The organism is Pseudomonas sp. R76 (assembly GCF_009834565.1).
Lineage (GTDB): Bacteria > Pseudomonadota > Gammaproteobacteria > Pseudomonadales > Pseudomonadaceae > Aquipseudomonas.
In genome coordinates this window covers 4,248,927-4,262,278 of sequence record NZ_CP019428.1, presented here as the reverse complement: position 1 = coordinate 4,262,278, position 13,352 = coordinate 4,248,927, and the positions used below count along the sequence as shown (strand labels likewise).

Annotated in this window: 12 protein-coding genes and 1 pseudogene; 7 read left to right on the top strand and 6 right to left on the bottom strand. The window is 61.8% G+C overall.

The genetic code is table 11. The features are described from left to right. Nucleotides 1–11: 11 nt before the first annotated feature. On the top strand, nt 12–1,001 hold the full coding sequence (locus PspR76_RS19005; protein WP_442966690.1) for a Csu type fimbrial protein: 990 nt from the start codon (nt 12–14) through the stop codon (nt 999–1,001). Here the strand turns inward: PspR76_RS19005 and PspR76_RS19000 are convergent. After that, complete coding sequence (locus PspR76_RS19000) at nt 998–1,729, bottom strand: anti-sigma factor family protein (protein ID WP_159957740.1); 732 nt, start codon at nt 1,727–1,729, stop codon at nt 998–1,000. The two genes, PspR76_RS19005 and PspR76_RS19000, sit on opposite strands and share 4 nt — an antisense overlap. Beyond that, nucleotides 1,726–2,232, bottom strand: coding sequence for an RNA polymerase sigma factor (locus PspR76_RS18995; RefSeq protein ID WP_159957738.1), 507 nt, complete (start codon nt 2,230–2,232; stop codon nt 1,726–1,728). The genes PspR76_RS19000 and PspR76_RS18995 overlap by 4 nt, the downstream gene beginning before the upstream one ends. A gap of 197 nt (nt 2,233–2,429) precedes the next feature. Between PspR76_RS18995 and PspR76_RS18990 the strand changes: the two genes are divergently transcribed. The 5 genes from PspR76_RS18990 (at nt 2,430) to PspR76_RS18970 (ending at nt 7,852) form a co-directional block, all read left to right on the top strand. Continuing rightward, nucleotides 2,430–4,037 carry an amino acid adenylation domain-containing protein gene (locus PspR76_RS18990; protein WP_159957736.1) on the top strand — a complete coding sequence of 536 codons (1,608 nt, stop codon included), beginning with the start codon at nt 2,430–2,432 and terminating at the stop codon, nt 4,035–4,037. Then, on the top strand, nt 4,030–5,328 hold the full coding sequence (locus tag PspR76_RS18985; protein WP_159957734.1) for a hypothetical protein: 1,299 nt from the start codon (nt 4,030–4,032) through the stop codon (nt 5,326–5,328). The genes PspR76_RS18990 and PspR76_RS18985 overlap by 8 nt, the downstream gene beginning before the upstream one ends. Before the next feature lie 41 nt (nt 5,329–5,369). Continuing rightward, nucleotides 5,370–6,134 (top strand): enoyl-CoA hydratase-related protein, encoded by a 765-nt coding sequence (locus PspR76_RS18980; protein ID WP_159957732.1) that lies wholly within the window; start codon nt 5,370–5,372, stop codon nt 6,132–6,134. Nucleotides 6,135–6,233: 99 nt separating this feature from the next. Continuing rightward, entirely contained in the window at nt 6,234–7,316 is a 1,083-nt protein-coding gene (locus tag PspR76_RS18975) for a catalase family peroxidase (protein WP_159957730.1), read from the top strand. Next, the gene (locus PspR76_RS18970; protein WP_159957728.1) at nt 7,313–7,852 is read left to right on the top strand and encodes a cytochrome b; all 540 of its coding nucleotides are present in this window, start codon (nt 7,313–7,315) and stop codon (nt 7,850–7,852) included. The genes PspR76_RS18975 and PspR76_RS18970 overlap by 4 nt, the downstream gene beginning before the upstream one ends. Nucleotides 7,853–7,894: 42 nt before the next feature. On the opposite strand, the gene PspR76_RS18965 is transcribed toward PspR76_RS18970, so the two are convergent. Together PspR76_RS18965 and PspR76_RS18960 are read right to left on the bottom strand one after the other, a co-directional pair. After that, entirely contained in the window at nt 7,895–9,046 is a 1,152-nt protein-coding gene (locus tag PspR76_RS18965; protein ID WP_159957726.1) for a M14 family metallopeptidase, read from the bottom strand. Nucleotides 9,047–9,510: 464 nt separating this feature from the next. Then, nucleotides 9,511–9,861: a DUF6124 family protein gene (locus PspR76_RS18960; RefSeq protein ID WP_159957724.1), complete on the bottom strand. Its 351-nt coding sequence runs from the start codon at nt 9,859–9,861 to the stop codon at nt 9,511–9,513. Nucleotides 9,862–9,990: 129 nt separating this feature from the next. Between PspR76_RS18960 and PspR76_RS18955 the strand changes: the two are divergent. Further along, nucleotides 9,991–10,622, top strand: a pseudogene (locus tag PspR76_RS18955) (LexA family protein). Here PspR76_RS18955 and PspR76_RS18950 read toward each other — a convergent pair. Then, the gene (locus PspR76_RS18950) at nt 10,619–12,544 is read right to left on the bottom strand and encodes an acetyl/propionyl/methylcrotonyl-CoA carboxylase subunit alpha (RefSeq protein WP_159957722.1); all 1,926 of its coding nucleotides are present in this window, start codon (nt 12,542–12,544) and stop codon (nt 10,619–10,621) included. The pseudogene PspR76_RS18955 and the gene PspR76_RS18950 sit on opposite strands and share 4 nt — an antisense overlap. Then, nucleotides 12,541–13,347 carry a gamma-carboxygeranoyl-CoA hydratase gene (locus PspR76_RS18945; RefSeq protein ID WP_159957720.1) on the bottom strand — a complete coding sequence of 269 codons (807 nt, stop codon included), beginning with the start codon at nt 13,345–13,347 and terminating at the stop codon, nt 12,541–12,543. Before PspR76_RS18945 ends, PspR76_RS18950 begins: the two co-directional genes overlap by 4 nt. Between the last annotated feature and the right edge of the window lie 5 nt (nt 13,348–13,352).

The window sequence follows — 13,352 nt, the reverse complement described above, 5'->3', positions numbered from 1 at the left end:
GGAGTGTGCGTGTGCGGGTCAAGGAATGGCTGTTGCGGTTACTGCTGGTGGCGGGCCTGGGCGTGTCGGCGCAGGTGCAGGCCGTGTGCTCGGTGGCCGCCACCGTCCCGGCCAGCTTTGGCACGACGGTGAGTTCGATGACCGTGCGCACCACCTCCCAGCCCAGTTCGACCACCAACGGTGGCTTGAGCTGCACGCCCGCCGTACTGTCGGTATTGACCTCCAGCGACCATTTCTACGCAACCATTACCGGCTCTTCACAAGGCGGTTTGGTCGGGCCGACCGGTGACGTGATCGACTATACGGTCTACGCCAACAACACCACCGCGTTCCCGATGACACGCGGCACGGCGTTCGATTTCGGCGGCAGTGGCGGGATTGCCGCGTCCCTTGGCCTGGTATTCGGGCCCGGCACAAAAGTCGTGCCGCTGTACTTCGCCACCACCATTGGCAGCAACGTGGCTGCAGGTGTGTACAGCGAAACCCTGAGCATTTTCTGGAACTGGAACTACTGTTCGGGCATTGGGTTGGGCGGGATATGCCTGGGCCGCGAGGTCAACAGTGGCACCACCACACTGAATGTGAGCATGACCGTGGTCAATGACTGCCAGATCACCACACCGCCCATCGCGTTCGGCAGTGCGCCGGTGGTCGGGGCGTTTTCCACCGTCAGCGGGCAGGCCAGTGTGGCGTGCACCAAGGGCAGCGCCTATACCGTGGGCCTCAGCGATGGGCAGAACCCCGTGAGCGTGGGCGGGCGGCGGCGCATGGTGTCCGGGAGTAATTTTCTCGCTTACGACATCTTCCAGGGGGCCGGCACCACCCGCTGGGGCAGTGTGGGCGCGGCGCGGCGGGCCAGCTCCACGGCCGAGATCAACCCCGGTAACGGCCTGGGCACCGGCAGCCAGGTGTTCAACTACAACGCCAAGGTCTACACCGACCAAACCACGCCGCCCGCTGGCACCTATATCGACAACGTGGTGCTCGATGTCGGCTTCTAGAACTTCAACGTAGTCGGCTGACCCACCGGGCTGACCACGGCGTAGTTGTAGCCGCTGCCGGACCAGTACTCGGCCTGCAAGCCATCGGCGCTGCGGCTGCCGCGCGGCAGGAAGCCGTTTTCCGGGCCCGGTGGGCGGATGTAGAAACTGATGCGCCGACCTTGCCCGTCTTCGTACAGCACCATGGCGGCAGCGCCTTGCTCGGTGGTGAGCAAACGCCCGCTCACCGGTTTGAAGCCCGATTGGCTCAAGTCCGGCAGGCGATGGGCCTGGTTGAAGTAGCGGTCCAGCCAGGCCTGCATGCTGCCGCTGTCCTCGGCGTTGTAGTCGGCGGGCATGATGCCGTCCTGGGCAAACAGGCGGAACGCCTGCATCGCGTCGGCCATCGGCAGCATCGCCGGTTGCGTGGCTTCACGGGCGTGCCAGCCGCCAATGCCGCCCAGGCTGATTGCGATCAGCAGCACGGCGGCGCTGGCGAAGTGGCGGCGCGACTGATGCTTGATGCGCTGGCGAATCAGTGCCGGGTCCAACTCGGGGTTGGCCGGTTGTTGCAACGCGCCGCTCAGTGACGCGCGCAGCGCCTGCGCATCCTGTTGCCAGGCGTGCACCTGGGCGGCGACTTCCGGGTGGGCCGCCAAGTAGGTTTCAAGCACGCGGCGGTCGCTGTCCAACAGTTGGTGATCGACGTAGGCATGCAAATCGCGTTCGCTGGGGGGCAGGCTGATCATTTGAGTATCCGCAGGGAAGGGCTGGCAATTTCGCCATCGCTGAGTTGACGCAAGGCTTGGCGTGCCCTGGACAGGCGCGACATGACGGTGCCCACTGGCACCTCAAGAATAGCGGCAACCTCCTTGTAGCTTAAGCCTTCGACCGACACCCAGAGCAGCAAGGCGCGCTGTTCGGTATTGAGTTGATCGAAGGCTTGCAGGGCCGATTGGGCCATCACCGTGCGCTCCACCGACGGTTGCGCGTCGTCACGGCCGGTGAAGAAGTCGAGCATGCGCGCGTAGCGGCGACTGCGGCGATGGGCGTCGAGGAACTGCCGGTAGAGAATCGAGAACAGCCAGGCGCGCAGGTCGCCTTCGATGCGTTTGTCGGCCCAACTGATGATCGCTCGCTCAAGGGTCGACTGCACCAGGTCGTCGGCGCTGCTGGCGTTACGGGTCAGGGACACGGCAAAACGCCGCAGCCTGGGGATGACTTCACGTAACTGTTCGTCGAGTTCGTGCATGGGGCTGGTGTCTGGCTAGGTATGTAGGTGGAGGACGCCGGCCATCGTAGGTTATTCCATCAACGGCTGTAGGAATGCTGAATTTTTCCGTAAGAAATATTGGTAATGTCGATGGGCCTGTAATACCCCTCACGCCGCTCAATCAACCCTCGTACCTGCCGGAAACCCTTCGGCAGTGACCGAATGAGGGTGTGTTCATGAGTGTGTCACCAACCGATAAAGCAGCTTTTTCCCTGAATGCGCTCGGTCATCTGCCCGCCGAACAACAGGGTAAATTTGAGCATTGGGGGCGTGGGGCGTCTGTTACGCCAAGTCATGGCTGCGTGCATCACGCTATCGAAATGCAGGTAGCGCTCACACCTCAGGCGGTAGCCGCCGAATGGGCGGGCCAGCGTATCAGCTATGAACAGCTCAACCGCCAAGCCAACCGACTGGCCGCGCATCTGGTCGAGCAAGGCGTGCGGCGCGGCGACACGGTGGCGTTGTTCGTTGAACGTTCGATTCCCATGCTGGTGGGGTTGCTGGCGGTGTTGAAGGTCGGTGCCGCGTATGTGCCGCAGGATGCCCGGATCGTACCGCCATTGCAGTTGGCGAGGGTGCTTGAGTCATTGAGCAGCCCGCTGGTTCTGACCCTGTCGAACCTGAAAGATTGCCTGCCCTCGGCCGCCATGCAGAGTCACCTGTGCCTTGACGAGTTCCTCGCTGAAGAGCCCTGGGTGGCGCAGGACAATAACCGGCCGTTTTCTGCCGCCGACACCGATGACCTGTGTTTTGTACTGTTTACCTCCGGCACCACCGGGCGCCCCAATGGCGTGCGCGTAAGCCACCGCAACCTGTGCAACGTGCTGCTGACGGAACCTGGGCGGATGGCAATGGCGCCCGGCCGTAACGTGGGGCAGATTCTCAATATCGGTTTTGATATGGCCGCCTGGGAAATGCTCGGCTGCCTGGCGCAGGGCGCGACGCTGCTGATCCGCGGTAAGGACTTTGCGCAAACGGCTGCGCGCTGCCATGTGTTGATCGCAACACCCTCGATATTGGCGACGCTGGCGCCCGAGCAGTGTCCTGATCTGAAGGTGGTCGCGGTCGCCGGTGAGCCCTGTTCCCAGGCGCTGGCTGACCGTTGGGCAGGGCATTGTGAGTTCTATAACGGTTGCGGGCCCACCGAAACCACCATCGTCAACACGTTGCATCGGCATGCGCCTGGCGCCGCGTTGACCATCGGCAGGCCAACGCCCAACAACACCGTGTATGTGCTCGATGCCGAAGGCCGCGCCTGCGAACTGGGTGCAACGGGTGAGATGTGGGCCGGTGGGGCAGGCGTGACCGCCGGTTACCTGAACAATCCGGCGCTGACCCAGGAGCGTTATCGTCCGGACCCGTTTCTGGGTGGGGATGCACTGATGTTTCGCACGCGCGATCTGGGGCGCTGGACGTTTGATGGGCAGCTCGAACACCTGGGACGGGTCGATGATCAAGTCAAGGTGCGCGGGTTTCGCGTGGAACTGGACGCGGTGTCCCGTGCGCTGGAGGCTGGCGAAGGCTGTGCGCAAGCCGTCACGCTCAAGCTCGACGACCGCACCCTGGTGGCCTTTGTCGTGCCGGTCAGCGCCAATGTTGATGACTGCAAACACCAGTGTGAGCAGCAGTTGGCGTACTACTGTGTGCCCTCGATGATCTGCGCGGTGGAGCATTTTCCGCTCACTGCACGGGGCAAGATCGACAAGGCATTGCTGCTGCAGCAGGCGCGCAAACGCCAGGTTGCCAGGCTTGCCCTGCCGGCAGTGGAGGCCATGTATGTTTGATCGGCTGGCCCAAATTGTCGTGCCGCCGAAGCGGCCACTCTGGCGGCGCTGGCGCGCATTGCCGATATTTTCCTATTACAACCGTCTCGTTGCGTCAGTGTTGCTGGGCAATATCGCGTTCGTGCTGCTCGGGCTGGATTGGCAAACCCCGTCCGTGCAGACCCTGTCGCAGATGGTGTTGATCAACCTGTCGGTGGCGATCCTGGTTCGCCAGCACTATGTGATCAATGCGTTGTTCTGGCTGGCAACCCGCGTACCGCTGTGCTGGCCGCTGCGTATCCGGCGCAGCGCGGCGAAGGTTTACCACTTCGGCGGGCTGCACAGTGGCGCGGCGCTGGCCGCGACCGCGTGGTTCACGGCGATGTTCGGTGTTCAGGGCGCACGGTATCTGCAGCAACCGGGCAATGTGTCGTCGGTCTGGATGTGGCTGGCCAGCCTGCTGCTGGGCCTGTTGCTGTTGATGGTGATCATGGCTCATCCCCAAATTCGAGGCCGGTTTCACAACGGTTTCGAACGGGTCCATCGCTTCGCCGGATGGTCGGCGTTGCTGTTGTTCTGGGGGCTGACGCTGTTGGCGTCGATTGAGCAGGACGCGCAGTTGTTACGAAGCGGCGCGTTCTGGATGCTGGTGTTGCTGACCTTGAGTATCGCCTTGCCGTGGCTGCGCCTGCGCAAAGTCGCGGTTGAACATACTCGGCCTTCGGGGCACGCAGTTATTACCCGCTTCACGCACACCACGCCGTTTGCCGGTTCCTCCACCACGATCAGTCGGCACCCGCTGTTGGAGTGGCACGCGTTTGCCAATATCCCGACACCGAACGAGGCCGGGTTTCGCTTGATCATTTCCCGGGCCGGGGACTGGACGGGGCGCTTCATCGAGGATTTGCCCCGCCACGTGTGGGTCAAGGGCATCACCACGGCCGGGGTCGCCCATGTGGAAACGTTGTTCAAATCAGTGGTGTACGTGGCGACCGGTAGCGGCATCGGCCCGGTGATGCCGCACCTGTTGGCGGCCAAGGTGCCGATCCAGTTGATCTGGTCCACCCGCAGCCCGAGGAAGACCTACGGTGATGCATTGGTGGACGAAATCCTGCGCACGCAGCCGAACGCGCTGATCTGGGACACCGATGAACGTGGCAAGCCTGACCTGATGCAACTGACCTACGGCGCGGTGCAGGTGTTTGGCGCGGAAGCCGTGATCTGCATTGCCAATCAGCGTTTGACGCGGCGCGTGGTGGAAGAAATGGAAGCCAGGGGCATACCCGCTTATGGCGCGATCTGGGATTCGTGATGCAAGACGCGGTTTCAGTACATCAATCTATGGAGGTGCTTATGAATGTAATAGTCGAGCGTCACGGTCGGGTAGTGTTGGTCCGTCTGAACCGCCCCGAAGTAAAAAACGCATTGAACTCAGCGCTGATGTCGGAGCTGGTCACCTGTTTGACGGGCCTGGACCAGGACCCTCAAGTCGGTTGTTTTGTGGTCACCGGCAGTGCCGAGTATTTCGCCGCCGGGGCCGATATCAGGGAAATGAGCGGCAAGTCGTATCTGGACATGCTCAACGAAGATTATTTTTGCGGCTGGGAGGGTTTCACCAAGCTGCGTACGCCCACCATCGCCGCCGTGGCCGGTTACGCTTATGGTGGGGGATGTGAGCTGGCGCTGATGTGCGACATGATCTTTGCCGCCGACACCGCCACCTTCGCCCAGCCGGAAATCAAGCTGGGCGTGATCCCGGGCATGGGCGCGACCCAGCGGCTGACGGGGTTGATCGGCAAGGCCAAGGCGATGGATCTGGTGTTGACCGGCAGGCCAATGATGGCCTGGGAAGCGGAGCAGGCAGGGCTGGTGTCGCGGGTTTATCCGGCGGCGGTGTTGCTGGAAGAGACTCTGGCGGTAGCGACGCAGATTGCCGACTTTTCCCGCACGGCCACCCGGGCAGCACGTGAGGCTGTGGGGCTGGCGCTGGAGGTGGGTTTGCACGATGGGGTACGCCTGGAACGTCGGCTGTTTCATGGCTTGTTTGCGACACCCGATCAGCAGGAGGGCATGCGTGCTTTTCTGAGCAAGCGCCAGGCTGTATTCAATCAGTTGTAGGAGATGCGCGATCTGCTCTGAGAATAACTACAGTGAAGGGGGAATAAACCTACGTGGGATTCGTCTCATAGCTCTTTTCCCTCTGTGCTGGAGCTTTTCATGGTAGATCACTCATCACCGCCCCGTCCGCCGCTCAGCACGGCGAGCCTGATCGCACGGCTCGCCGGTATCGGCGCCGTGGTTGCCGTTGTAGCCGGTGCGTTTGCCTACGTCAACGGCACGCTCGACCCACAGCGCCTGCGCCCGAAAACGCTGGTCAATGCTCTGGAAACCAATAACGGCCTGCACCCGGGCTTCCGCCGCAACCATGCCAAAGGCGTGTGTGTGGCCGGTTATTTCGAGAGCAGCGCTGAGGCGCGCGCTTACTCCAGTGCCCAAGTGTTCAGCGAGGCCAAAACCCCGGTAATCGGCCGTTTTGCTTTGCCCAGCGGCAACCCTTACGCGCCGGACAGCAGTGTGCCGATCCGCAGTTTTGCCCTGCAGTTCAGCCAGGCCAACGGCCAGCAATGGCGCACCGGCATGAACAGCATGCCGGTGTTCCCGGTGGGCACGCCTGAGGCGTTCTACCAGATGCTCAAGGCAGGGGCGCCAGACCCGGCCACCGGTAAGCCGAACCCGGCGAGCATGCCGGCGTTTTTTGCCGCGCACCCGGAGACGGCGCCGTTCCTGGCGTGGGTCAAGACGGCCAAGCCTTCGGCCAGTTACGCGACTGAAACCTACAACGGCATCAATGCTTTCTATCTGGTGAGCGCCGATGGCAAGCGTCAGGCGGTGCGCTGGGGCGTGGTGCCGCAGAGCCAGGATGCAGCGGGCGATACCGCGCCGTCTGGCAGTGATTTTCTCGAAAAAGACTTGGTACAGCGCCTGGCTTCAGGGCCACTGCGTTGGCAGTTGAACATGACCCTGGCCAACCCCGGCGACCCTTTGGATGATGCGAGCAAAACCTGGGCCGGTGAACACAAGGTGCTGAACGCGGGCACTCTGGTGCTGCAAAGCAGCCAGCCGCAAGCGGACGGTGATTGCCGCGATATCAACTTTGACCCGCTGATTCTGCCCAGTGGTATTCAAGCCTCCAACGACCCGCTGTTGGCTGCGCGCTCGGCCGCCTATGCCAGTTCGTATGTGCGCCGCGCCGGTGAAGTCAGCCCACTGCACAGTGCCCTTCAGGAGTCGAAGCCATGAATGTTCAACCACAGTTTTTTGCGCCACTGGCGCGTCTGCTGCATTGGCTCATGGCCCTGATGGTCATCGCCATGTTGTTTATCGGCGCGGGTATGGCGGCGTCGGTGTCGGAGCGCCATGAGTGGTTGATTCACCTGCACAAGCCGCTGGGCATTGCGATTCTGGCGCTGGTGATTGTGCGGCTGGTGGTGCGTTTTTCCACCCGGCAACCGCCGCTGCCCGCCGATTTGCCACTGTGGCAAGCACTCGCAGCCAAGGCGTCCCATGTGGTGTTGTACGGGTTGATGCTGGTGTTGCCGCTGCTGGGCTGGGCGATGATTTCGGCGGCCGGTGACCCGGTGATGCTCAGCAGTTCCGTGCAATTGCCGGCGCTGGTGGGGGCCAATGCGCCGTTGTTTGCGCTGTTGCGCAAGGCCCATGGTTACCTGGCTTATCTGCTGTTTCTGACGGTGTTGTTGCACTTGGCGGCGGCACTGTTCCACGGGCTGATTCGCCGCGACGGTGTGCTGCAAAGCATGACCGGTACCAAGCACTGATGGTTGTGGCGAGCGCGCACGCTCGCTCGCCACAACAAGCAGTTAGCGCAAGTTGCCGACGATATCGGCTACGGTGCTCAGTACGTCCTTGCCCAGCTGTTTGGAGCGCTCACCCGACCAACCGGTTTTCGGGTTGGGCGCGTCGTCGTTGTCCTTGAAGGGCATTTCCAGGGTCAGCGACAGGCAGTCGTACTTCTCACCGACCGCATTGCAGGCCAGCGTCATGTTGGCCTCGCCCGGCAGGTCGCGGGTGTAACCGTGGGTGGTCTGGAAGTCACGGGTCAACGCGCTCAGGTGGGTGCGGAACTGTTTTTCCAGGGCTTCCAGACGCGGTGTGTAGCCTGGGTTGCCTTCGCAACCGGCGGTGAACACGTAAGGAATTTCTTCGTCGCCGTGGATATCGAGGAACAGGTCCACGCCGTACGTTTCCATCTGCTGCTGGACGAACAGCACTTCCGGGCTGATTTCCTGGCTGGCGCTCTGCCAGGCACGGTTGAGGTCCTGGCCCATGGCGTTGGTGCGCAAGTGGCCGTGGAAGGCGCCGTCGGGGTTCATGTTGGGGATCAGGTACAGGTCGGCGACGGACAGCAGCTTTTTCAGCTCAGCGTCACCGTCCTGTTGCAGACGCTCAATGATGCCTTCCATGAACCACTCGGCCATGTGTTCGCCGGGGTGTTGCTGGGCGATGATCCAGACGCTGCGTCGGCCTTCGCCACCCTTACCGCGGCGCAACAATTGGATGTCGCGGCCTTCGGCGCTTTTACCGGTAGCCAGCAATTGGGTGCCTGCCCGGTTCAGGGCCTGCTCGATCAGCCAATCGTGACGCTCGCGGCTGTAGGGTTCGAAGTAGGCGATCCAGGCGTGCTTCTCGCGGGTTTCCAGGCTGATGTGCAAGGTTTCGCCATCAAAGCGCGTGGGCACGCGGAACCAGTTGATATGGTCGTAGGACGCCACCGCGTTGTAGCCGCTCCAGGCGTTTTTGTAGGAGGACTGGCTCGCGTTGCTCAGGCGAAACGTGTGGGTGTGGCCCACGTGCATGCCTTCGGCCTTGAAGTGGAACCATTGGAAATGCGCGCTGCGGGTATCGGGTTTGATCGCCAGCAGCAACTGATAGGCGTCGCTGGCATCCAGGACCTGGATATTGCCGCTGTCGAAGTCGGTGCTGATCTTGATGGAGGTCAAGGCCACGGTCATAGTCGGGTCGCCTGAGTACGAGAGGTGTGGCGGATATCTTACAAGGAGTCAGGCAAAATTCTGATGCGAAATTGTTGCAGAGGGGAGGGGGCGTCGTCCTTGACGCCGCAGCAGCTTAGAATCTATGAGATTGATTCTCAAGCGCTATTTCGTAAAGATCCGGGCTAGAGCGCCCGTTCGACTTTCTTTTCGCGATGGTCTTTTGCTACCATGCGCGCCATCGAGCAACACACAGTCTTCATTAGCCTGAAGCCATGCCAGGGAAACTGGCAAAAAAAAGACCCGGCCAAAGAGCCGGGTCAAAAACCGTGATTAGCCTGATGAGGAGATATTCCAAGAGTCCGACCTAAGGTCCCTTGGTCTATCGACTGATCTCGCGATCAGCTGAGCCCAATAATAATCATTATCATTTGCAAGTCAAATGTTTTTATCCGTGGGATAGAAATATTTTTGCGCGCTGCCGGTTATGCGTTTGTATGACCCACTGGCGCCCGCAACGTCTGCTCCACCATCGCCTTCGCCATATCAATCAAATACACCACTGAAAACGCCAGGTCCCGCCCGTCGCCACGGCGACTGTTTGCCGACTCATAGGCTGCCGCTGCTGCGCTGCGCAATAGGTCTGAAGCGTGAATCAACGCGTCCTCATGGCTGATGCCGGGCTTGATGTCGAAAAACGGCTCGTCCGCGACCGGCGCGCACACATCTTCTTTCAAGTAATAGTCGAGTGCGCGCCGGGCGGCGCCGCTGTTGCGCATTCCCAACAGTTCGTCGGTTCCAGGCGTGCCGGGCAGGTGATTCGGGCTGGTCGTCATGAGGGCGGGTACTCTGAGTGAATGTCGAAAACCTTCCCTCGATAATAGTACGAATCGTATTTATGTCATTTGATGGATTACTACAAACTGTTTATTGTCGTGGCAAATACGCAACGTATTGTCTCGCCCATGGATAACTGGATAGCGTTGGTCAAAGCCAACATGAAAGACCGCAAGGTCACGCAGGATGAACTGGCCGAACGCTTGGGCATGTCCCAGGGCGGTGTCGGCCATTGGCTCAACAAGCGCCGTGTGCCAAGCCTGGCGGACATGAACCGGGTGCTCGCCGAGCTGGGGTTGGGCTACTTGGAAGTCGCGCTGGAAATTCGCCAGAAAGCCGAAGAGGCGCCGGCTCTGGAACATCACTACAACCCGTATTTCCGCTACCCGGTCAGCGACTGGAAAGGCGTCTGCGAAATACGTGAAGAACGCCCGACCTACGGTGCCCCGCGTTTCGAACTGACCGATTACCACGCCCGTGGCGAAGCCTTCTGGCTGCCACGGGCGACGCCATGACCGCCCCCAGCGGCCTGAGCATCGGCGACGGCATGATGATCCTGGTAGACCCGGCCATCGATGCCGAACCCGGCAAGTTGGTGGTCGCCCAATGGGCCGACAGCAGTCAGGCAACCTTTCGCCAATTAAGGGAAGAAAGCGGCCAGCTTTACCTGGTGCCGCTCAATCCCACTTATCCCAAGCTGCTGTTCAGCGACGATTGCCGAATCCTCGGCGTGGTCGTGCAAGCCACGGCGAAGTTTTAGCCCGCCGTTTCGAGCTCGACCAGGGCACTGCCTTCGGCAACCATTTCGCCTTCCTGGCAAAACAATGCTTTGACCACCCCAGCCTGGGGCGCGCGGATGCTGTGCTCCATCTTCATCGCCTCGAGCACCACCAGCTGCGTACCGGCTTCGACTGCCTGGCCGACTTCCACCAGCACCCGCACGATGCTGCCGTTCATGGGCGCCGTTAGGCCACCCTGATGGGATTGGTTAGCCTCGACGGCGGCAATCGGGTCAAACAGGCTGACGGCATGCATCTCGCCGTCCCAGCGCAGGTACACGCTGCCTTCGCTGCGCACCGCCAGATGAGCGCGACGCACGCCGTTGTGTTCGATCCACAGCTGCTCGTCTTGCCACTGCGCGTTGGCGCCCTCGAGCCTCACCCGCCGGTCCTGCCCATTGCAGCTCAAATGCAGTGACACTTCGGCAGGCAGCCCGGCACGAAACCCGCGCGTATCGGCCCACGGACCACTGCCTGCGGGCAAACTCTGCATAAACGCCGCGCCCGCCGCCTGCCAGAACGCATCGCTCAACTCTCCCGGCGCCGGCAGCAGGTCGTCCTGATAACGCGGGATAAATCCGGTATCCAGCTGCGCTGCCGCAAATGCCGGATGAGCGATGATGCGCCGCAAAAAGCCCAGGTTGGTCTTAAGCCCGCCCACGGCAAACTCATCGAGCATGCTCAACAACCGCAGGCGCGCCTGTTCGCGGTCTTCGCCCCAGGCAATCAACTTGCCGAGCATCGGGTCGTAAAACGGCGATACGTTGTCGCCTTGTGCAACGCCGCTGTCCACGCGACGGCCCGGGCCTGGCGCCGATTCGCGGTACAGCGCCAGGTGCCCGGTGGCCGGCAGGAAATCATTGGCCGGGTCTTCGGCATACAAGCGCACTTCAATCGCATGCCCGATCAACGGCACCTGTTCCTGTGTGATTGGCAGCGGCTCACCCTGAGCGACTCGGATCTGCCAGGCCACCAGGTCGAGGCCGGTAATCGCTTCGGTCACCGGATGCTCCACTTGCAGTCGCGTGTTCATTTCCATGAAGAAAAACTCGCCATGCGCGTCCAGCAAGAACTCCACGGTACCCGCGCCTACATAACCGATGGCCTGCGCTGCGCGTACGGCGGCTTCACCCATGGCTCTGCGTTGTTCAACACTCAAGCCCGGTGCCGGTGCTTCTTCCACGACCTTTTGGTGGCGACGTTGAATCGAGCAGTCGCGCTCATTGAGGTACAGGCAATGGCCGTGCTGGTCGGCGAACACCTGGATCTCCACATGGCGTGGCTTGAGCAGGTATTTCTCCACCAGCATCTGCCCATTGCCGAAGGACGACAGAGCCTCACGCTGGGCCGAAGCCAAGGCTTCCGCCAGTTGGCTGACGTCCTCGACCACCTTCATGCCTTTGCCGCCGCCACCGGCCGTGGCCTTGAGCAGCACCGGGTAGCCGATGCGCTCGCAGGCATCGCGGAAGGTTTCCAGGTCCTGGGCTTCGCCGTGATAACCCGGCACCAGCGGCACACCGGCGGTTTCCATCAACGCTTTGGCAGCCGATTTGCTGCCCATGGCGTCAATCGCCGAGGCGGGCGGGCCGAGGAAAATCAGGCCTGCCGCTTCAATCGCGCGTGCAAAACCGGCGTTTTCCGACAAAAAACCATAGCCCGGATGGATCGCCTGGGCACCGCTGGCCTGGGCGGCGGCAATCAGCTTGTCGATCTGCAAGTAACTGTCCGTGGCCTTGCTGCCGCCCAAGTCGACACGGATATCCGCCTCGCGGCTGTGGCGTGCATCGCGGTCGATGGCGCTGTGGACGGCCACGGTGGTCAGGCCCATGGCCTTGGCCGTGCGCATCACGCGGCAGGCAATTTCGCCGCGGTTGGCCACCAGTACAGTGGTCAGTGTGTTCATGAACGAGGCTCCTGCGCTTGCCAGCTGGGCGGGCGTTTTTGCAGGAAGGCGCGCAAGCCTTCCTGGCCCTCGGCGCTGACGCGAATTCGTGCGATGGCGTTTTCGCAATAGCGGCGCAGGGCCGGGGTGAGGGCGCCATTCCCGACTTCGCGCAGCAAGTCTTTGCTGGCGCGCATCGCGGCGGGGCTGTTGAGCAGCAGGTTGGCGACCCAGTGTTCCACCTGCTGGTCGAGCTCGCTGGCCGGATAGCTTTCCGCCAACAAACCGATGTCCCGCGCACGCTGGCCGCCAAAGCGTTCGGCGGTCAGCGCATAACGCCGCGCCGCGCGCTCGCCGATGGCCTGCACCACGAACGGGCTGATCACCGCCGGGGCCAGGCCGATACGCACTTCCGACAAGCAGAACTGCGCGTCATCGGCGCCAATCGCCATGTCACAGCAACTGATCAGACCCAGCGCGCCCCCGTAGGCGGCGCCTTGCACCACCGCCAGCGTGGGGATTTTCAGCTTGGCCAGGTTGTACATCAACTCCGCCAGCTCGCGGGCGTCGTCGAGGTTGGTGTGGTAGTCCAGCTCGGCCGATTGCTGCATCCAGGCCAGGTCGGCACCGGCACTGAAGTGCTTGCCACGCCCGCGCAGCACCAGGAAACGCAGGGCCGGGTCGCCTTGTACGTGGTCGAGGGCGATGATCAGTTCGCGGATCATTTCGGCATTGAATGCGTTGTTCTTGGCTTCACGACTGAGCCACAGCGTGGCAAAGCCACGGCTGTCGGTAATCAGTTCGAGGGTGTTGAAATCGCTCATGGGGT

What these genes read in the sequence shown, in the direction of transcription:
- PspR76_RS18945 (WP_159957720.1), bottom strand. Translation starts at nt 13,347, where the DNA reads ATGAGCGATTTCAACACCCTCGAACTGATTACCGACAGCCGTGGCTTT.
- PspR76_RS18985 (WP_159957734.1), top strand. Translation starts at nt 4,030, where the DNA reads ATGTTTGATCGGCTGGCCCAAATTGTCGTGCCGCCGAAGCGGCCACTC.
- PspR76_RS18960 (WP_159957724.1), bottom strand. Translation starts at nt 9,861, where the DNA reads ATGACGACCAGCCCGAATCACCTGCCCGGCACGCCTGGAACCGACGAA.
- PspR76_RS18995 (WP_159957738.1), bottom strand. Translation starts at nt 2,232, where the DNA reads ATGCACGAACTCGACGAACAGTTACGTGAAGTCATCCCCAGGCTGCGG.
- PspR76_RS18970 (WP_159957728.1), top strand. Translation starts at nt 7,313, where the DNA reads ATGAATGTTCAACCACAGTTTTTTGCGCCACTGGCGCGTCTGCTGCAT.
- PspR76_RS18980 (WP_159957732.1), top strand. Translation starts at nt 5,370, where the DNA reads ATGAATGTAATAGTCGAGCGTCACGGTCGGGTAGTGTTGGTCCGTCTG.
- PspR76_RS18965 (WP_159957726.1), bottom strand. Translation starts at nt 9,046, where the DNA reads ATGACCGTGGCCTTGACCTCCATCAAGATCAGCACCGACTTCGACAGC.
- PspR76_RS18950 (WP_159957722.1), bottom strand. Translation starts at nt 12,544, where the DNA reads ATGAACACACTGACCACTGTACTGGTGGCCAACCGCGGCGAAATTGCC.
- PspR76_RS18975 (WP_159957730.1), top strand. Translation starts at nt 6,234, where the DNA reads ATGGTAGATCACTCATCACCGCCCCGTCCGCCGCTCAGCACGGCGAGC.
- PspR76_RS19000 (WP_159957740.1), bottom strand. Translation starts at nt 1,729, where the DNA reads ATGATCAGCCTGCCCCCCAGCGAACGCGATTTGCATGCCTACGTCGAT.
- PspR76_RS18990 (WP_159957736.1), top strand. Translation starts at nt 2,430, where the DNA reads ATGAGTGTGTCACCAACCGATAAAGCAGCTTTTTCCCTGAATGCGCTC.